This is a genomic window from Streptomyces sp. NPDC091280, assembly GCF_044768565.1.
In the GTDB taxonomy this organism is placed as follows: Bacteria; Actinomycetota; Actinomycetes; order Streptomycetales; family Streptomycetaceae; genus Streptomyces.
On the sequence record NZ_JBIVUZ010000016.1, the window covers coordinates 108,874 to 127,518 of the forward strand.

Genomic DNA, 18,645 nt, shown 5'->3' on the forward strand with positions numbered 1-18,645 from the left:
GCCGATCAGCGGGCGGCGAGGCTGGAGCGGCGCACCACCAGTTCCGGCTGGAGCACGACCCGGCGGTGCTCGTGCGGGCGGGCCGCCGTGTCCCCCTCCGCCTCCGTCTCCTCCAGGAGCAGTTCGGCGGCCAGGGCGCCCATGGTGACGGCGGGCTGCCGGACCGAGGTGAGCGGTACGGCCGCCGCGGCGGCGAACTCGATGTCGTCGTAGCCGACGATCGCGAGGTCGTCCGGGACGCCGACCCCGGCCGCGAACATGGCCTGGAGCACGCCGAGGGCGAGGAGGTCGTTGGCGCAGAAGACGGCGGTGGGCCGGTCGGCGAGCCCGAGGAGCCGGGCGCCGGCGTCCCGCCCGGCGGCCACGTCGAGCCGGTCGGTGGGCAGCTCGCGCAGCGTGCCGGGGTCGAGACCGGCCTCCACGAGCGCGTTCTCGGCGCCCGTACGGCGGTCCCGCACCTGGTTGAAGCCGGGCGGACCGCTGACGTACGCGATGGAGCGGTGCCCGGCGTCGATCAGGTGCCGCACGGCGAGCGCGCCGCCGGCGACGTCGTCGACGGAGACCGAGCACTCGGTGGTGCCCTCGGCGACCCGGTCGACGAGCACGAACGGAATGCCGTGCCTGCGGAACGACTCGATGTTGCGTCCGGTGGCGTCGGCCGGGGTCAACAGCACGCCCCGCACCCGCTGTTCGGCGAAGAGCGAGAGGTACTCGGCCTCCTCGCCGGGGCTCTGCGCGCTGTTGCACACCATCACGCCGAGCCCCGCCTCGCGCGCGGCCCGCTCGGCGCCGCGGGCCACGTCGACGAAGAACGGGTTGCCCATGTCCAGGACGAGCAGCCCCATGATCCGGCTGCGCCCGGCGCGCAGCTGGCGCGCGGACTCGCTGCGGACATAGCCGAGCCGGTCGATCGCGGACAGCACCCGGGCCCGGGTCTCCGTGGCGACGGTGTCCGGGCGGTTGATGACGTTCGAGACCGTGCCGACGGAGACTCCGGCGACACGGGCGACGTCCTTGATACCCACCGGCTGGGCCATCAGGCGGAGACCTCCAGGGTGACATGGGGCGGCGGGAAGACCTTCACATTACCGTCATGGTCTTCGCCGGCTCCGGCGGCTGCCCCGCTCACGCGGGCAGGGCGAAGTCGACGACGTGGAGGGCCGAGGGGGTCGTACCGCTCGACTTCTCCTGGTACATGACCGACAGCACGCCGTCCTCCCTCACCCGCGGTTCGTCGATGACGACCTCGCCGAACGCGTTCAGGTCGCTCGCGTCGTACAGCAGCGCCCAGTCGGTGTACCCGGAGGCCTTCGAGGCGCCGGCGATGCGGCCGTAGGGCAGGACCGCGTAGGCGTTGTCGTACTTGTCCAGGACGAGTCTGGTGCGCTGGCTGGAGCCGAGGGCGATGGGGATCTCGGTCTTCTGCCAGGTGCCCGAGGCGTTCTTGCGCACGTGGAAGGCGCGGCCGTTGGCGGTGCGGTCGGTGACGTAGTTCGTGGTGCACTGGCCGAAGCGGCCGGGGACGTAGCTGATGATCGCGTGCGGGAGGCCGGTGGAGTCGGTGGCCTGGCTCTCCTGGTTCATCAGGGAGTGGTCGGGATTGAGGGAGTCGACGACGAGTCCGTCGTCCGTGACCGCGACGGTGTCCGAACCGCCTGTCGTCCCTACGACGGTTCCGGCGTCGTTGCGCCAACTGCGGCCCCGGTCGGTCGAGTAGACGTAGCCGGTGTCGTGGTTGGTGATGCCGCCGCTGCTGCACATCACGGCGGCGGACTGCTCGCGCCAAGTGAAGAAGGCGTGCAGTCGGCCGGCGACGTCGTAGTCGATGCCGTGGAGGTACATGTTGCGGGCCGTGCTGGAGCCGTGCGTGCTGGTGTAGGTGCCGGTCGAGGCGCTCCACTCCCCCAGCGCGGTCCAGGCCGAACCGTCGTACTCCGCGAGGGCGTTGCGGCCGTTGCCGGAGATCCCGACGCGGTAGCTGAGCTGGAGCCTGCCCTCGGGGGTGGCGATGAACTGCGGGTAGGTGAACTGCGAGGTGAGCGCCACCCCGTCCAGCGAGGTCTGTACGGCGCCGAGGACGGCCGGGGACCAGGCGGTGGACGCCGGGTCGTCGAGGAGACCGGCGACCGACTTGACGTAGAAGAAGCCGTCGCTGTGGGAGTCCATGTTGAGATGCAGCCGGCCGTCGACCTTGGAGACGCCCATGGAGATGACGTTGTGGGAGTCGTCGCTCTTGAGCTGGTGGGAGAGGGTGACGGTCGACCAGGTGGCGGCGCCGAGGACGCGCCGGGCGACGACGGCGTACTTGGTGGAGGTGTACCAGGCCGCGTACTGGTAGCCCTTGTAGGTCAACAGCCCGTTCTTCTGGAACGAGTTGTTGTTGACCAGGCCGTCGTAGGAGACGAAGTAGACGGCCTGGGCGTCCAGTTGGGTGCTGCCCTGCTGGGTGACGGACGGGCCGGGGTCGGCCGCCCGTGCGATGCCCGGTGTCGCCACGGCGGCGAGTACGGCGGTCGTGAGCACGGTGCGTCTTCTCATGTCAGCGACTCCTGTGGGGGGATCACGCGAGGTGGAAGACCTCGGTGAGGGGCTTCATCGCTTCGTCGGGACGGGCGCCGTCCAGGGACTCGAAGAACGGCGCCATCTCCGCCTGCCAGCGGGAGTTGATGTCGGTGGCCGCCATGGCGTCCTGGGCGGCGGCGAAGTCCTCGGTCTCCAAGTAGCCGACCAGCAGGCCGTCCTCGCGCAGGAAGAGCGAGTAGTTGTGCCAGCCGGTGGCCGAGAGCGCGTCGCGCATCTCGGGCCACACGGCGGCGTGCCGCTCGCGGTACTCGTCGAGGCGGTCCGCCCGGACCTTCAGCAGGAAACACACGCGCTGCATCAACACCCCTTGAGCTGCTAGAAGTTGAACTGGTCGATGTTCTTCGCGTCGAACACGGTCGGCTTGCCGAGGTTGATCACGCCGTCCTTGCCGATGGTGTACGAGGTCCCGCCGGCCGTGAAGGTCTCGCCCTCCTTGCCGGTGATCTGCCCGGACACCAGCGCCACCGCCGTCTGCGCGGCGAGGGCGCCGAGCTTCGCCGGGTCCCACAGCTCGAAGCCGTCGACGGTGCCGTTCTTGACGTACTTGCGCATGTCGTTCGGGGTGCCGAGGCCGGTCAGCTTGACCTTGCCCTTGTACCGGGAGCCGGACAGGTACTGGGCGGCGGCCTTGATGCCGACGGTGGTCGGGGAGATGATCCCCTTCAGGTTCGGGTGCTCCTGGAGGAGTCCCTGGGTCTGCTGGAAGGACTGCTGGGCGTCGTCGTTGCCGTAGGCGACCTTGACCAGCTTGATGTTCTTGTACTTGGGGTCCTTCAGCTCGTCCTTCATGTAGCCGATCCAGGTGTTCTGGTTCGTCGCGGTCTGCGCGGCCGACAGGATCGCGATCTCGCCCTTGTAGCCGATCTGCTGGGCGAGCAACTGCACCTGGGTGCGGCCGAGGTCCTCGGCGCTGGCCTGCGAGACGAAGGCGTTGCGGCACTCGGGGTTGGTGTCGGAGTCGTAGGTGACGACCTTGATCTTGTTGCTCATCGCCTGCTTGAGCGCGGTGCACAGGGCGCCCGGGTCCTGCGCGGAGACGGCGATCGCGTTCACCTGCTGCTGGGTGAGCGTGTTGACGTAACTCACCTGCCCCGCCGTGTCGGTGGCGCTGCTCGGGCCCACCTCCTTGTACTTCTCGCCCAGTTCGGTGAGGGCCTTCTCGCCGCCCTTGTCGGACGTGGTGAAGTACGGGTTGTTGACCTGCTTGGGCAGGAACCCGACGGTGAGTCCCTTCTTGAGCGGGGCGCTCGGGTCCGCCGTGCCCCCGGTGACGGCCGCGCCGGTGTTCTCGTCCTTCACGTCCTTCTTGGTGGTGCCGCCGCAGGCGGTGGCGGCCAGGGTGAGCGAGGTGACGGCGGCGAGGGCCGCACAGGCACGACGGAGCGAAGACTTGCGCATGGCACGGGTTCCTTTGTCAGGAGGGCGGGTGAAGTGCCCCGACGGGGGCTCGGTGCTGTACTGGTGTGCGGCTGCCGCCGGTTGGGCGGCGGACCTATCCGGTGGAACGGGCCGCGGCCCTGGCGACGGCGACCTGCCGGGCGACGCGGGGGCCGAGCACCGACACGACGAGCAGCACGCCGGTGACGACGATCTGCGACTGCGCCGAGACGTTCAGCAGGCTCATCACGTTCTGCAACGCGCCGAGCAGGAAGACACCGGCGACGGCGCCCCCCAACGTCCCCTTGCCGCCGTCGAAGTCGATGCCGCCGAGCAACACCGCGGCCACGACGGAGAGTTCGAGCCCGGTCGCGTTGTCGTAGCGGGCGCTGGCGTAGTGCAGTGCCCAGAAGATCCCGGTGAGGGAGGCCATCAGCCCGGTGACGGTGAACAGGATCAGCTTCTGCCGCTTGACGCGGATGCCGGCGAACCGTGCCGCCTCCTCGTTCGCCCCGATCGCGAACAGCGAGCGCCCGAACGGTGTGGCGTGCAGGGCCACGACGGCGATCGCGAGGAGGACCAGGAAGGGCAGGAAGGCGCGGGGCAGGAAGGTGCCGCCGAGCCGTCCGGCCGCGAAGTCCAGGTACTGCGTGGGGAAGTCGGTGACCGCGTCGGAGCCGAGCACGATCTGCGCGATGCCCCGGTACGCGGCCAGCGTGCCGATGGTGACGGCGAGGGACGGCAGTCCGAGGCGGGTGACGAGCAGCCCGTTGACCAGGCCGCAGACCACGCCCAGCAGCAGGCAGATCGGGATGATCGTCTCGATCGCCATGCCGTCGTTCCACAGCTTGCCCATCACCGCGCCCGACAGTCCGGCTGTGGAGGCGACCGACAGATCGATCTCGCCGGCGACGACCAGCAGGGTCATCGGCAGCGCGATCAGGGCGATGGGAAGGGTGTTGCCGATCAGGAACGACAGGTTCAGCGCGTTGCCGAACCCGTCCACGGAGGTGAAGGAGAACAGCAGCAGGACGACGAGGAGGGCGCCGACGACCGTGTCCCAGCGGATCGCGCGGTTCGCAAAGGACGCTGGCTCAGGCATGGCGGGCGTTCCTCTTCTTCAGTGCGGTGGCCACGCGCAGGGCGACGATCCGGTCGACGGCGATGGCGAGGAGGAGCAGGATGCCGTTGATGGCGAGCACCCAGACGGAGCTGACGCCGAGGGCGGGCAGCACACTGTTGATCGAGGTCAGCAGGAGGGCGCCGAGGGCCGCGCCGTAGACGCTGCCGGAGCCGCCGGTGAAGACCACGCCGCCGACGACCACCGCGCTCACCACGGTGAGTTCGTAGCCGGTGCCGGTGCCGGAGTCGACGTTGCCGAAGCGGGCCAGGTACATCGCGCCGGCGAGTCCGGCGAGGGCGCCGCAGAAGGTGTACGCGGCGAGGATCCGCTTGCGGACGGGGATGCCGGCCAGCCGCGCGGCCTCGGGGTTGGAGCCGAGGGCGTACAACTCCCGTCCGCTGCCGAAGTGTTTGAGGTAGTAGGCGGTGACGACGAGCACGGCGAGCGCGATCAGCGCCAGCCAGGGCACCGCCGACAGGCCGCCGGAGCCGAAGTCCACGAATCCGCCCGGGAGATCGGCGGCGGTGATCTGCCGTGAGCCGACCCAGATGGAGTCGACGCCCCGGATGATGTAGAGCGTGCCGAGCGTGACGACCAGGGCGGGCACCTGGCCGAGGCTGACGAGCAGCCCGTTGACCAGTCCGAGGCCGACGCCGAGGAGTACGGCCAGGAGGATCGCGACGACCGCGTTGCCGCCGCTGTGGAGGTAGTCGCCGGTGGCGAAGGCGGTGATGCCGAGGGTGGAGCCGACCGACAGGTCGACGTTGCGGGTGATGACGACCAGCGACTGGCCGGTGGCGACCAGGACCAGGATGGTCGCGTTGAGCAGCAGGTCCTTGATGCCCTGCTCGGACAGGAACTCGCTGTTGCCCGCCTGGGTGATGCCGATCATCACCAGGAAGACGACCAGGATGGCGAGTTCGCGCATCTTGAAGACCCGGTCGACCAGCCGGGTGCCGCTCGATTCGGGGGCCTCGGCGGCGGGCGCGGGATTGGGAGCGGTGACCGTCATACGGCGGCCCTCCCGGTGGCTGCGGCCATCACGGATTCCTCGGTGGCTTCGGAACGGGGGATCTCCGCGGCGAGCCGGCCCTCGTGCATCACCAGCACGCGGTCGGCCATGCCGAGGATCTCGGGCAGATCGGAGGAGATCATCAGGACGGCGACGCCGTCGGCGGCCAACTCGCTGAGCAGCCGGTGCACTTCGGCCTTGGTGCCGACATCGATGCCACGGGTCGGCTCGTCGACGATCAGCACCTTGGGGCCGGTGGCCAGCCACTTGGCGAGGACCACCTTCTGCTGGTTGCCGCCGGAGAGGGTGTTGACGGTGTCGGCGATCTGCGCGTACTTGACGTGCAGCTTCACGGCCCAGTCGAGGGAGCGGCTGCGCTCGGCGCCGCGGTCGACGAGGCCCGCCCGCACGGTCGTGCGCAGGCCGGTCAGACCGATGTTGCGCTCGATCGACATGTCCATCACCAGGCCCTGGGCCCGCCGGTCCTCGGGGACCAGGGCGAGGCCCGCGGCCATCGCGGTGGAGGGGGCGCCGTTCGTCAGCGCCTTCCCGTCGACCTCGACCCGGCCGGCGTCCCACCGGTCGACGCCGAAGACGGCGCGCGCCACCTCGGTACGGCCGGCGCCGACCAGCCCGGCGAGCCCGACGATCTCCCCGCGCCGTACGTCGAAGGAGATGTCGGTGAAGACCCCCTCGCGGGTCAACCGCTTGACGCTCAGGGCGACTTCGCCCGGTTCGACGTCCTGCTTGGGATACAGCTCGTCGAGTTCGCGGCCCACCATGCGTCGTACGAGATCGTCCTCGGTCATGCCCTCGACCGGTTCGCTGGAGATCCAGGCGCCGTCGCGGAGGGTGGTGACGCGCCGGCAGATCTGGAAGATCTCCTCCAGGCGGTGCGAGATGAACAGGACGGCCGATCCCTGCTCGCGCAGGGTGCGGACCACGCCGAAGAGGCGGGCCACCTCGCTGCCGGTGAGGGCGGCCGTCGGCTCGTCCATGATCAGGACGCGGGCGTCGAAGGAGAGCGCCTTGGCGATCTCCACGATCTGCTGGTCCGCGATGGACAGGCCGCGCGCCGGGCGGTCGGGGTCCAGCTCCACGCCGAGCCGCTTCATCAGGTCGGCGGTCGCGGCGTGCGTGGCCTTGTGGTCGATCCGGCCGAGGGCGCGGCGCGGCTGGCGGCCCATGAAGATGTTCTCGGCGATCGACAGGTCGGGGAAGAGGGTCGGTTCCTGATAGATCACGGCGATGCCCGCGTCGCGGGCGTCGCCGGGGCCGTGGAAGAGGACGGGTTCGCCGTCGAGCAGCACCTGGCCGGCGTCGGGCCGGTGCACACCGGCGAGGGTCTTGATGAGAGTGGACTTGCCCGCGCCGTTCTCACCGGCGAGTGCGTGCACCTCACCGGGGAACAGTTCGAGGGACACGTCCCGCAGGGCGCGTACCGCGCCGAAGGACTTGGAGATGCCCTTGAGCGCGAGCACCGGGGCCGGACCCGCGTCTGACGGGTGGGTCATGAGGGGCTCCTCGACGACGCCGGCGGGGAGGCCGTCCAGGCGTCGTGAAAGGTTTCAACTTGGTTGCCGGGACGTTAGGCGCGCCAGCCTTGTCACGTCAATGGGTCCGCGTCGAAAAACTTTCGATAGCCGAAGGTCACATTGGAGTCACGGAGCACAGGCTTCGCCGCAGGGCTTGACACCCCTTCGGGAGGCCCATAACTTCACCACCTGAATCGTTTCATACCCATAGCGTTTCGTCGCATGTCACAGGAGCCCACAAGTGACCGATCTCGCCGCGGTGAAGGCCGCACTCAGGACCCAGGCAGTCGAGACGCCGTCGTGGGCGTACGGGAACTCGGGGACCCGCTTCAAGGTGTTCGCCCAGGAGGGCGTGCCGCGGAACCCGCGGGAGAAGCTGGAGGACGCGGCCAAGGTCCACGAGTTCACGGGCGTGGCCCCCACCGTGGCCCTGCACATCCCCTGGGACCGGGTGGACGACTTCGCGGCGCTGGCCAAGTTCGCCGACGACCACGGGCTGAAGCTCGGCGCGATCAACTCCAACACCTTCCAGGACGACGACTACCGGCTCGGCAGCGTCTGCCATCCCGACGCGGCGGTGCGGCGCAAGGCGCTGGACCATCTGCTGGAGTGCGTCGACATCATGGACGCGACGGGCTCCGCCGACCTGAAGCTCTGGTTCGCGGACGGCACGAACTACCCCGGGCAGGACGATCTCAGCGCACGCCAGGACCGGTTGGCGCAGGCGCTCGCCGCGGTGTACGAGCGGCTCGGGGACGGGCAGCGGATGCTGCTGGAGTACAAGTTCTTCGAGCCGGCCTTCTACGCGACCGACGTTCCCGACTGGGGGACGGCCTACGCCCACTGCCTGAAGCTCGGGCCGAAGGCGCAGGTCGTGGTCGACACGGGACATCACGCGCCCGGCACCAACATCGAGTTCATCGTGGCGACACTGCTGCGCGAGGGGAAGCTCGGGGCGTTCGACTTCAACTCGCGGTTCTACGCGGACGACGATCTGATGGTGGGCGCGGCGGACCCCTTCCAGCTCTTCCGGATCATGTACGAGGTCGTCCGGGGTGGCGGGTTCACGGCCGACGTGGCCTTCATGCTCGACCAGTGCCACAACATCGAGGCGAAGATCCCGGCGATCATCCGCTCGGTGATGAACGTGCAGGAGGCCACCGCGAAGGCACTGCTCGTGGACCGCGACGCGCTGGGCGCCGCGCAGCGCAGCGGGGACGTGCTGGGCGCGAACGCCGTGATCATGGACGCCTACAACACGGATGTACGGCCGCTGCTGCGGGAGCTGCGCGAGGAGCAGGGGCTTGCGCCCGACCCCGTCGCGGCGTACCGGGCGAGCGGATGGCAGGAGCGGATCGTCGCCGAGCGGGTCGGGGGGCGGCAGGCCGGCTGGGGCGCCTGAGCCGCTGCCGGGAATCCGTCCGTCCGCGGGCCCCGCGCCCCAGGGAAACGCAGTCACCTCTCTCGTAAGGAACCGAAAGTCATGGCACCGCACCCCGAAGCCGCCGCTCTCCTCGCCCGCTCCCATCGGCTCGGCGCCGATCCCCGCAACACCAACTACGCCGGCGGCAACGCGTCCGCCAAGGGAGTGGACACCGACCCCGTCACCGGCGGTGATGTCGAGCTGATGTGGGTGAAGGGGTCCGGGGGCGATCTCGGGACGCTCACCGAGGGCGGGCTCGCCGTGTTGCGGCTGGACCGGATGCGCGCGCTCGCCGACGTCTACCCGGGTGTGGACCGCGAGGACGAGATGGTCGCCGCGTTCGACTACTGCCTGCACGGCAAGGGAGGTGCCGCGCCCTCCATCGACACCGCGATGCACGGCCTCGTGGACGCGGCGCACGTCGACCATCTGCATCCCGATTCCGGGATCGCGCTCGCCTGCGCCGCCGACGGGGAGAAGCTGACCGCCGAGTGCTTCGGGGACTCCGTGGTGTGGGTGCCGTGGCGGCGGCCCGGGTTCCAGCTGGGGCTGGACATCGCCGCCGTCAAGAAGGCCAATCCGCAGGCCGTCGGCTGTGTGCTCGGCGGGCACGGGATCACCGCCTGGGGGGCGAGTTCCGAGGAGTGCGAGCGGAACTCGCTGCACATCATCCGCACCGCCGAGGTGTTCCTCGCCGAGCGCGGCAGGCCCGAGCCCTTCGGGCCCGTCGTCGAGGGGTACGGTCCGCTCGGTGACGCCGAGCGCAGGGAGCGGGCCGCCGCCCTCGCGCCGTACATCCGTGCCGTCGCCTCGCAGGACCGGCCGCAGGTCGGGCACTTCACGGACTCCGGGGTCGTCCTCGACTTCCTCGCGCGGGCCGAGCATCCGCGGCTCGCGGCGCTCGGGACCTCCTGCCCCGACCACTTCCTGCGGACCAAGGTCAGGCCGCTGGTGCTCGATCTGCCGCCCACCGCCCCGCTGGACGAGACGATCGCGCGGCTGAAGGAGCTGCACGGCGCCTACCGCGAGGAGTACGCCGCGTACTACCGGCGGCATGCCGAACCCGACTCCCCCGCCATGCGCGGCGCCGACCCGGCGATCGTGCTGATCCCCGGTGTGGGCATGTTCTCCTTCGGCAAGGACAAGCAGACCGCGCGCGTGGCCGGCGAGTTCTACGTCAACGCCATCAACGTGATGCGCGGCGCCGAGGCGGTGTCGTCGTACGCGCCGATCGAGGAGTCGGAGAAGTTCCGCATCGAGTACTGGGCCCTGGAGGAGGCCAAGTTGCGGCGGCTGCCGAAGTCCAAGCCGCTCGCCACGCGGATCGCGCTGGTCACCGGTGCCGGGAGCGGGATCGGGAAGGCTGTCGCGCGGCGGCTGGTGGACGAGGGGGCGTGTGTCGTCATCGCCGATCTCAACTCAGAGAACGCCCTCGCCGTCGCCGAGGAACTCGGCGGGCCCGACAAGGCCGTCGCCGTGAGCGTCGATGTGACGGACGAGGCGCAGATCGCCGACGCCTTCAAGGCCGCGCTGCTCGCCTTCGGCGGGGTCGATCTCGTCGTCAACAACGCCGGGATCTCCATCTCCAAGCCCCTGTTGGAGACGTCGGCGCGGGACTGGGATCTCCAGCACGACATCATGGCCCGGGGTTCGTTCCTCGTCTCGCGCGAGGCGGCGCGGGCGATGATCGCGCAGGGACTCGGCGGCGACATCCTCTACATCGCGTCCAAGAACGCCGTGTTCGCCGGGCCCAACAACATCGCCTACTCCGCCACCAAGGCCGATCAGGCCCATCAAGTGCGGCTGCTGGCGGCCGAGTTGGGCGAGCACGGGATCCGGGTCAACGGGATCAACCCGGACGGGGTGGTGCGCGGCTCGGGGATCTTCGCGGGCGGCTGGGGCGCGCAGCGGGCGGCGACCTACGGGATCGAGGAGGAGAAGCTCGGCGAGTTCTACGCCCAACGCACCATCCTCAAGCGGGAGGTGCTGCCGGAGCATGTGGCCAACGCCGTGTTCGCCCTCACGGGTGGGGACCTGACGCACACCACCGGGCTGCACGTCCCGGTCGACGCCGGTGTCGCGGCGGCCTTCCTTCGATGAGCGCGGACGTGGGCGCGGACATGGGCAGGGACGTGAGGTTGTACGCGGCGGTCGACCTCGGCGCGTCCAGCGGGCGGGTCATGGTCGGCCAGGTAGGGCCGGATTCCCTGGAGTTGGCGGAGGCCCACCGCTTCCCCAACCGGCCCGTCCGCACTCCGGAGGGCCTGCGCTGGGACATCCTCGCGCTGTACGCGGGGGTCCTCGACGGGCTCCGGGCGGCGGGGACGGACACCGGTGGTCGGATCGATTCCGTGGGTGTCGACAGCTGGGCCGTGGACTACGGACTGCTCGACGCGGACGGGGCGTTGCTCGGCAACCCCGTGCACTATCGGGACGCCCGCACGGAGGGGGTCGCCGAGAAGGTGTGGGCGACCGTGCCGGCGGGCGAGCTGTACGCGGCGACCGGGTTGCAGTACGCGCCCTTCAACACCCTGTACCAGCTGGCGGCGGCCCGTGACTCGGCTCAACTGGCGCACGCCGAGCGGCTGTTGCTCATCCCCGACCTGCTGTCGTACTGGCTCACCGGGGAGCAGGGCACCGAGCTGACCAACGCCTCCACGACCCAGCTCGTCGATCCCCGCACGCGCGACTGGTCCCACGACATCGCCTCGCGGCTCGGTGTCGACCTCGGGCTGTTCGCTCCGCTGCGGCGGCCGGGGGACCCGGCGGGGGTGCTGCGGGCCGAGGTGCTGGAGGAGACGGGGCTGCGGGGGCCGGTGGCGGTGACGGCGGTCGGCTCGCACGACACGGCGTCCGCGGTCGCCGCCGTACCGGCCGTCGAGGAGCACTTCGCCTACATCTGCACCGGGACCTGGTCCCTGGCCGGGCTGGAGCTGGACGCGCCCGTGCTGACCGAGGCGAGCCGGGCCGCCAACTTCACCAACGAGCTGGGGCTGGACGGCACGGTCCGCTATCTGCGCAACATCATGGGGCTGTGGCTGCTTCAGGAGTGTGTACGGGCCTGGGGCGAGCCGGAGTTGGGCGCGTTGCTGCGCGCCGCGGCCAAGGTGCCGGCGCTGCGGTCGGTGGTGGACGCGGGCGACCCGGCGTTTCTGGCGCCGGGCCGGATGCCGGAGCGGATCGCGGACGCGTGTCGCGGCTCGGGGCAGCCGGTGCCGGAGTCACGGGCCGAGATCACGCGCTGCATCCTCGACTCGCTCGCGCTCGCCCACCGGCTGGCGGTCGACGAGGCCCAGGAACTCGCCGGCCGTCCGGTCGACGTCGTGCACATCGTCGGGGGCGGCACCCGCAACGCGCTGTTGTGCCAACTCACCGCCGACGCCTGCGGGTTGCCGGTGGTGGCGGGGCCCACGGAGGCCGCCGCGCTGGGCAATGTGCTGGTGCAGGCGCGGGCCCACGGACTCGTCGGCGACCTGGCCGGAATGCGGGGGCTGCTCGCCCGCACCCAGCCGTCGACCCGGTACGAGCCCCAGGGCGGCACCGCCCGCTGGCGGGCCGCGGCGGCCCGGCTCGCCGCGCGGTGAGACGGGGACTCCCCCGGACACCGAGCTCCGACTACTCTGCACTCATCCGATGATCGACCACAAAGGAGCCGCGATGCGTGTCGCCCTGTTCCTGACCTGCGTCAACGACACGCTGTATCCGGACACCGGGCGCGCCGTGGTGAAACTGCTGACCAGACTGGGCGTCGACGTCGACTTCCCGATGGCGCAGACCTGCTGCGGGCAGGCGCACTACAACACCGGCTACCGCCATGAGGCCGAACCGCTCGCCCGGCATTTCTCCGATGTCTTCGGGGAGTACGAGGCGATCGTCACGCCGTCCGGGTCGTGCGGGGCGATGGTGCGGGAGCTGTATCCGCGGATGGGCGAAAGGGCCCGTGCGGAGGGACGCGGCGACGCCCTCGCGGCCACGCTGGCGCCGGTCGTGCCGAAGACCTACGAGCTGACCGAGTTCCTCGTGGACGTGCTCGGGGTGACGGACGTGGGCGCCTGCTATCCGCACCGGGTGACCTACCACCCCACCTGCCACGGGCTGCGCGGCCTGGGGCTCGGCGACCGGCCGCTCAGACTCCTCCAGGCAGTCAAGGGGCTGGAGTTGGTGGAGCTGCCCGGTGCGGAGGAGTGCTGCGGCTTCGGCGGGACGTTCGCCGTGAAGAACGCCGACGTCTCGGCGGCGATGGGTGCCGACAAGGTGCGCAACGCCCGGTCGACGGGAGCGGAGGTGCTGTGCGCCGCGGACAACTCCTGTCTCATGCACATCGGCGGCACCATGGCCCGGCTGCGCACCGGCATGCGGCCGGTGCACATCGCCGAGATCCTGGCCGCCACGGAGGAGGACTCACGCTCATGAGCGGCACGTTCGTCGGTATGCCCGCCTTCCCGGCCTTCCCCGTGGCCGCGCACGAGGCGGTCGGCAACCAGACCCTGCGCGGCAATCTGCGGCACGCCACCCACACGATCCGCGCCAAACGCGCTAAGGCCGTGGCGGAGGTGTCCGACTGGGCCGAACTGCGCGAGGCCGGCAAGCAGATCAAGGACCACACACTGCGCCATCTCGACCACTATCTGGAGCGGTTGGAGGAGTCGGTGACGGCGGCCGGGGGTGTCGTGCACTGGGCCGCCGACGCCGAGGAGGCCAACCGGATCGTCGTCCGACTGGTCCAGGAGACGGGCGAGTCGGAGGTCGTCAAGGTCAAGTCGATGGCCACGCAGGAGATCGGGCTCAACGAGGCCTTGGAGGCAGCGGGCATCCGCGCCTACGAGACCGATCTCGCCGAACTGATCGTGCAGTTGGGCAAGGACCGGCCCTCGCACATCCTGGTCCCCGCGATCCACCGCAACCGCGGCGAGATCCGGGAGATCTTCAGCCGCGAGATGAGCGAGTGGGGCCGCCCGGCTCCGGAGGGTCTGACGGACACGCCCGCCGAACTCGCCGAGGCCGCCCGTCTGCACCTGCGCGAGAAGTTCCTGCGCGCCAAGGTGGGCGTCTCCGGCGCGAACTTCATGGTCGCCGACACCGGCACGATGGTCGTCGTCGAGTCCGAGGGCAACGGCCGGATGTGCCTCACGCTGCCCGAGACGCTGATCTCGGTCGTCGGCATCGAGAAGACCGTGCCCGCCTGGCAGGACCTGGAGGTGTTCCTCCAGACCCTCCCCCGCTCCTCGACCGCCGAGCGCATGAACCCGTACACCAGCACCTGGACGGGCACCACCGAGGGCGACGGCCCGCGCGTCTTCCATCTGGTGCTGCTCGACAACGGACGCAGCGACACCCTCGCCGACGAGGTCGGCCGCCAGGCCCTGCGCTGCATCCGCTGCTCGGCCTGTCTCAACGTCTGCCCGGTGTACGAGCGGGCCGGGGGCCACGCCTACGGCTCGGTCTACCCGGGCCCGATCGGTGCGATCCTCAGCCCCCAACTCCGGGGCACGGCAAGCGAGATCGACGCCTCGCTGCCGTACGCCTCGTCGCTGTGCGGGGCCTGCTACGAGGTCTGCCCGGTGGCCATCGACATCCCCGAGGTGCTGGTGCATCTGCGGGAGCGGGTCGTGGAGGGCGGGCCGGTGACCCGTGAGGGCAACAAGGTGGTGCTGCGGCCCGCGAAGGGGCATGCCGCCGAGCGGGCCGCCATGCGGGCGGCCCGCTGGACCCTCGCGCACCCCGGCGCCCTGCGCACCGGGCAGCGGCTCGCCTCCCGCACCCGGCGCTTCCATCCCCGGTCGCTGCCCGGACCCGGCCGGGCGTGGAGCGGTACCCGGGAGCTGCCGGCCGTGCCCGCGGAGCCGTTCCGCGACTGGTGGCAGCGCACGCACGGCGGAAAGGACACGGCCAAGTGAGCAGCAGGGAACGGATCCTGGGCCGGGTGCGGCGCGCGCTCACGGATGTGCGCGAGGACGGCACTTTCCCGCCGGGGAGTGACCTCCAGTACGAGCGGGCGGTCCGGCGGGACTATCTGACCGAGCACGGGAACCGGACCGTCGAGCAGACGGTCGAGCTGCTGGCCGAGAACCTGGCGGACTACCGGGCCGTCGTGCACCGCTGCGCGGAGGCCGAACTCGCCGCCGTCATCGGGCGGTTGCTGTCGGAGCGCGGTGCCCGGACGGTCGTGGTGCCGCCGGGGCTCGACCCGTCCTGGCTCACGGCGGTCGACGCGGAGCGGATCGCGGACCGGGCCGAGAGCACTCCGCTCGAGCTGGACCGGGTCGACAGTGTGGTCACCGCGTGCGCGGTGGCCGCCGCCGAGACCGGCACCATCGTCCTGGACGGCGGCCCGGACCAGGGCCGCCGCCGGATCACGCTCGTCCCCGACCACCACATCTGTGTCGTACGGGTACCGGACCAGGTGGTCTCCTCGGTGCCCCAGGCGCTCCGGCGCCTGGATCCCACCCGCCCGCTCACCTGGATCTCCGGTCCGTCGGCGACCAGCGACATCGAGCTGGACCGGGTCGAGGGGGTGCACGGTCCGCGCACCCTGGAGGTGGTCCTGGTCGGCGGTCAGTCCAGCGCGGAGGTCAACTGGTAGCTCCCCGAGGGGAGTTCGAAGGAGGCGGTGCCGTCCGCGAAGCCGAGGAGCCGCACGCCCGGCGCCTCGGCCAGGGGCGTGCCGTGCTCGCGGACGGCGGACGGGTCGGCGGCGGGGATGCGCAGGGTCGCCGTGCTGTTGGCGGGGACGGCCGCCCGGTACGTCAACTCCCGCTCCCGCACGCTCCATTCGCTGACGATCTCGCCGTAGGGCGACAGATACGAGCCGGTCACCCGGGTGATCCTGCCGGTGGGGTCGAGGTGCGGCCGGAGGAAGAAGTGGCGGAAGCCCGGGTGGGCCGGGTCCTTGGCGATGCCGGCCATGCTCTCGTACATCCACTCCATGATCGCGCCGTAGGAGTAGTGGTTGAAGGAGTTCATGTCGACAGGGCCGAAGCCGTCCTCCTGGGAGTAGGAGTTCCAGCGCTCCCAGACGGTGGTGGCGCCGTTGGCCACCGAGTAGAGCCAGGACGGCATCGCGTTCTGGTGGAGGAGCCGGTACGCCAGGTCGACGCGACCCTCGTCGGTGAGGACGGGGGCGATGACGTGCACGCCGAGGAAGCCCACGGCGAGCGTGTTCTCGGCGTACTGGACGCGGGTGCTGTCGGGGTGGGCCGCCTTGTAGGCCTCGCTGTTGCCGATGTTGTCGGCGAGCAGGGCGACCAGTTGGCGGCGCTGGTCCGGTGTGTCGTAGAAGCCGAGTTTGAGGGTCCACAGCAGGGCGGTCTGGGTGTCGTCCTCGGTCTTGCCGGTGCTGTTGCCGGGTGTGAACGGCGGTGGCTCGCCGAGGCTGGAGCGGAGCGTGACCAGGCCCGAACCGGGGTCGGTGGCAAGGTACTTGGTGATGAAGGCGCGCTTGATGCGGGTGAAGAGCGCTTCGTGGGCGGCGGCTTCGGCGGTGCGGCCGGTGGCGTGGGCCATGTCGGCCATCAGGCGGGCGCTGTAGCCGTAGTAGGCGTCGCTGACGAGTTGGGTGCTGGTGATCTGGAAGGCGAGCCAGTCGCCGAAGATCGCGCCCTGGCCGGCCCAGGTGTCGCCGGTGCGGTCGCGGATCCAGTCGACGTACTTGGTCATCGCGGCCCAGCTGCGGTCGATGATCGTGGTGTCGCCGGTCATCTGCCACACCGTCCAGGGCACGACCACTCCGCAGTCCGCCCAACCGCCGGCCGGGAGCGGCTGGTTGTAGCGGTTGCCGGGGGCGGCCCAGGGGAACTGGGCGCCGTCCGCGCCGTAGCCGCGCTGGGCGTCGATCAGCGTGTCCTGGAAGTGGCTGAGGAAGGTGACCGAATCGGCGTTGTAGAGACCGGTGTTGGCGAAGAGCTGGGTGTCGCCGGTCCAGCCGAGGCGTTCGTCGCGCTGGGGGCAGTCGGTGGGCACCCACAGGTAGTTGCCGCGCTGGCCCCAACGGACGTTGCTGATCAGCTGGTTGACCTCGGTGTCGTCGGTGGTGACGGAGCCGATGTCGCGCAGGGCGGAGGTGGCGACCCGCCCCGTGAGTGCGGTGAGGGTGACGGTGTCGGTCGCGGTGACCGAGACGTAGCGGAAGCCGTAGAAGGTCAGTGAGTCCTGGTGGGTCTCGCCGGCGGGGTCGCCCTTGAGGATGTAGGTGCTGGTGGCGCGGGCGGTGCGCAGGTTGGCGCGGTAGACGGAGCCGGCGGGTCCGTCGGCGCCGGCGCTGTCGTCGTTGAGGAACTCCCCCGGTGCGCAGACGACTTGGGCGCCCGCCGGGCCGCGCACGGTGTAGCGGGGTACGCCGACGAGGTTCTGGCCGAGGTCGACGACGGCGGTGTCGCCGGGGCGCAGGGTGACGGAGGCGGTGGCCGCGGGGCCGGGGTCGGTGACCGTGCGGGCGGGGTCGACGACGATCCGGCCCCGGCCGTTCGCGCTGTCCTCCTGGCCGGTCACCGCGGTGTACACGGTGACGGAGCGGGCTTCGCGGTCCCATCCCGGCACCAGGCGGGCGCTCTCGCCGGAATGGGCCACCAACCGGGCTTCCGGAAAAGGGTGGTCGTGTTCCTGGACCGCGGCCCAGCCGGTGGTGTCGAAGCCGTTCGCCGTCCAGCCCGGGAGTTCCCGGCGGGCGTCGTAGGTCTGGCCGTCGTAGATGTCGTCGGCGCGGTACGGGCCGGTGTCGGTGGCCCGCCAGTCCTCGTCGGGCGCGGTGACGATCGTCTGGCCGGAGCCGTCGGCGTAGCGGACGAGGAGCTTGGCCTTGAGTGCCAGGGGGTTGCCGTCGGCCGCGTAGTAGGAGCTGTTCTCGGAGACGCGCCCGTTGTACCAGCCGTTGCCTAGCACGGCCGCGAGGGTGACCTGCGCCGGGTCCGTCAGCAGGTCGGTGACGTCGTAGGTGAAGTAGTCGACGGTGCTCTCGTAGTCGGTCCAGCCAGGGGTCAGGAACTCGTGGGTCGTGCCCTCGCCGTGCGGCACCGCGACCCGTGCGCCGTTGACGTGGACCTCGTACACGCCGAGCGCCGACACGTACAGCCGGGCTTCGCTCACCCGCTCGCCACGCAGCGCGCTCTGGCGGCGCAGCAGGGGCGCGCCCGCGCTGTTCGGCCGCTTGCCGGCCATGGTGATCCATCGCGCGCCGTCCCAGCCGGTGACTCCGTCGGTGCTGCGCAGACCGGTCTCGAAGTGGGCGGCGGTGGCGGCGGTGACCGCTTCGCCCCGCTCGTCCCAGACCGTGACCGTCCAGTGGTAGCGGGTCGAGGCGTGGAGTGCGGGGCCCGCGTACCGGACCGCGACCGAGTCCGCCGAGTCGACGCGGCCGGTGTCCCAGACGTCGGCCGTGTCGTCGGTCAGCCGGCGGGCCGAGGTGGCGACCCGGAGGCGGTACGCCGTCTGACGCCGGCCGCGGGCCGCGGACCGTGTGCGCCACCCGAACCTCGGGTGTTCCGCGTCGACACCGAGCGGGTCGGTGCGGTGCTCCACCGTGAGGCCCGACACCGTGGTGCCGGAAACGGCGACTCCGTCGTTCATGCCCTGTCCCTTCGGCCCGCCGAGCGGTGGA

Annotated in this window: 14 protein-coding genes; 6 read left to right on the forward strand and 8 right to left on the reverse strand. The window is 70.8% G+C overall.

Features of this window, described 5'->3' with window-relative positions:
• Positions 1 to 5: 5 nt before the first annotated feature.
• The 7 genes from ACIQPR_RS39790 to ACIQPR_RS39820 all read right to left on the reverse strand — a co-directional run bounded on the left by ACIQPR_RS39790 (position 6) and on the right by ACIQPR_RS39820 (position 7,609).
• Positions 6 to 1,037, reverse strand: coding sequence for a LacI family DNA-binding transcriptional regulator (locus ACIQPR_RS39790; protein ID WP_403659215.1), 1,032 nt, complete (start codon positions 1,035 to 1,037; stop codon positions 6 to 8).
• Positions 1,038 to 1,125: 88 nt separating this feature from the next.
• Entirely contained in the window at positions 1,126 to 2,538 is a 1,413-nt protein-coding gene (locus tag ACIQPR_RS39795; protein WP_403659218.1) for a BNR repeat-containing protein, read from the reverse strand.
• Between the two features lie 22 nt (positions 2,539 to 2,560).
• Entirely contained in the window at positions 2,561 to 2,881 is a 321-nt protein-coding gene (locus ACIQPR_RS39800) for an L-rhamnose mutarotase (RefSeq protein ID WP_403659221.1), read from the reverse strand.
• A gap of 17 nt (positions 2,882 to 2,898) precedes the next feature.
• Positions 2,899 to 3,981: a rhamnose ABC transporter substrate-binding protein gene (rhaS, locus tag ACIQPR_RS39805; RefSeq protein ID WP_403659224.1), complete on the reverse strand. Its 1,083-nt coding sequence runs from the start codon at positions 3,979 to 3,981 to the stop codon at positions 2,899 to 2,901.
• Positions 3,982 to 4,075: 94 nt separating this feature from the next.
• A complete protein-coding gene (locus tag ACIQPR_RS39810) occupies positions 4,076 to 5,062 on the reverse strand; it encodes an ABC transporter permease (RefSeq protein ID WP_403659227.1) in 987 nt (328 codons plus the stop codon).
• Positions 5,055 to 6,095, reverse strand: a complete 1,041-nt coding sequence (locus tag ACIQPR_RS39815; protein WP_403659230.1) for an ABC transporter permease — start codon at positions 6,093 to 6,095, stop codon at positions 5,055 to 5,057. The genes ACIQPR_RS39810 and ACIQPR_RS39815 overlap by 8 nt, the downstream gene beginning before the upstream one ends.
• Entirely contained in the window at positions 6,092 to 7,609 is a 1,518-nt protein-coding gene (locus tag ACIQPR_RS39820) for a sugar ABC transporter ATP-binding protein (RefSeq protein WP_403659233.1), read from the reverse strand. The genes ACIQPR_RS39815 and ACIQPR_RS39820 overlap by 4 nt, the downstream gene beginning before the upstream one ends.
• 262 nt (positions 7,610 to 7,871) lie before the next feature.
• On the opposite strand from ACIQPR_RS39820, the gene rhaI reads away from it, so the two are divergent.
• From rhaI to ACIQPR_RS39850, 6 genes are all read left to right on the forward strand, one after another.
• Positions 7,872 to 9,032 (forward strand): L-rhamnose isomerase, encoded by a 1,161-nt coding sequence (gene rhaI / locus ACIQPR_RS39825; RefSeq protein WP_403659236.1) that lies wholly within the window; start codon positions 7,872 to 7,874, stop codon positions 9,030 to 9,032.
• 81 nt (positions 9,033 to 9,113) lie between these two features.
• The gene (locus ACIQPR_RS39830) at positions 9,114 to 11,153 is read left to right on the forward strand and encodes a bifunctional aldolase/short-chain dehydrogenase (protein ID WP_403659239.1); all 2,040 of its coding nucleotides are present in this window, start codon (positions 9,114 to 9,116) and stop codon (positions 11,151 to 11,153) included.
• Between the two features lie 20 nt (positions 11,154 to 11,173).
• Positions 11,174 to 12,637 carry a rhamnulokinase family protein gene (locus ACIQPR_RS39835; RefSeq protein ID WP_403659666.1) on the forward strand — a complete coding sequence of 488 codons (1,464 nt, stop codon included), beginning with the start codon at positions 11,174 to 11,176 and terminating at the stop codon, positions 12,635 to 12,637.
• Between the two features lie 73 nt (positions 12,638 to 12,710).
• Positions 12,711 to 13,466, forward strand: a complete 756-nt coding sequence (locus ACIQPR_RS39840) for a (Fe-S)-binding protein (RefSeq protein ID WP_403659669.1) — start codon at positions 12,711 to 12,713, stop codon at positions 13,464 to 13,466.
• Positions 13,463 to 14,950, forward strand: a complete 1,488-nt coding sequence (locus ACIQPR_RS39845; RefSeq protein WP_403659242.1) for a LutB/LldF family L-lactate oxidation iron-sulfur protein — start codon at positions 13,463 to 13,465, stop codon at positions 14,948 to 14,950. Before ACIQPR_RS39840 ends, ACIQPR_RS39845 begins: the two co-directional genes overlap by 4 nt.
• Entirely contained in the window at positions 14,947 to 15,636 is a 690-nt protein-coding gene (locus tag ACIQPR_RS39850; RefSeq protein ID WP_403659245.1) for a lactate utilization protein C, read from the forward strand. Before ACIQPR_RS39845 ends, ACIQPR_RS39850 begins: the two co-directional genes overlap by 4 nt.
• Here ACIQPR_RS39850 and ACIQPR_RS39855 read toward each other — a convergent pair.
• Positions 15,609 to 18,614, reverse strand: a complete 3,006-nt coding sequence (locus ACIQPR_RS39855) for a family 78 glycoside hydrolase catalytic domain (RefSeq protein WP_403659248.1) — start codon at positions 18,612 to 18,614, stop codon at positions 15,609 to 15,611. The two genes, ACIQPR_RS39850 and ACIQPR_RS39855, sit on opposite strands and share 28 nt — an antisense overlap.
• Between the last annotated feature and the right edge of the window lie 31 nt (positions 18,615 to 18,645).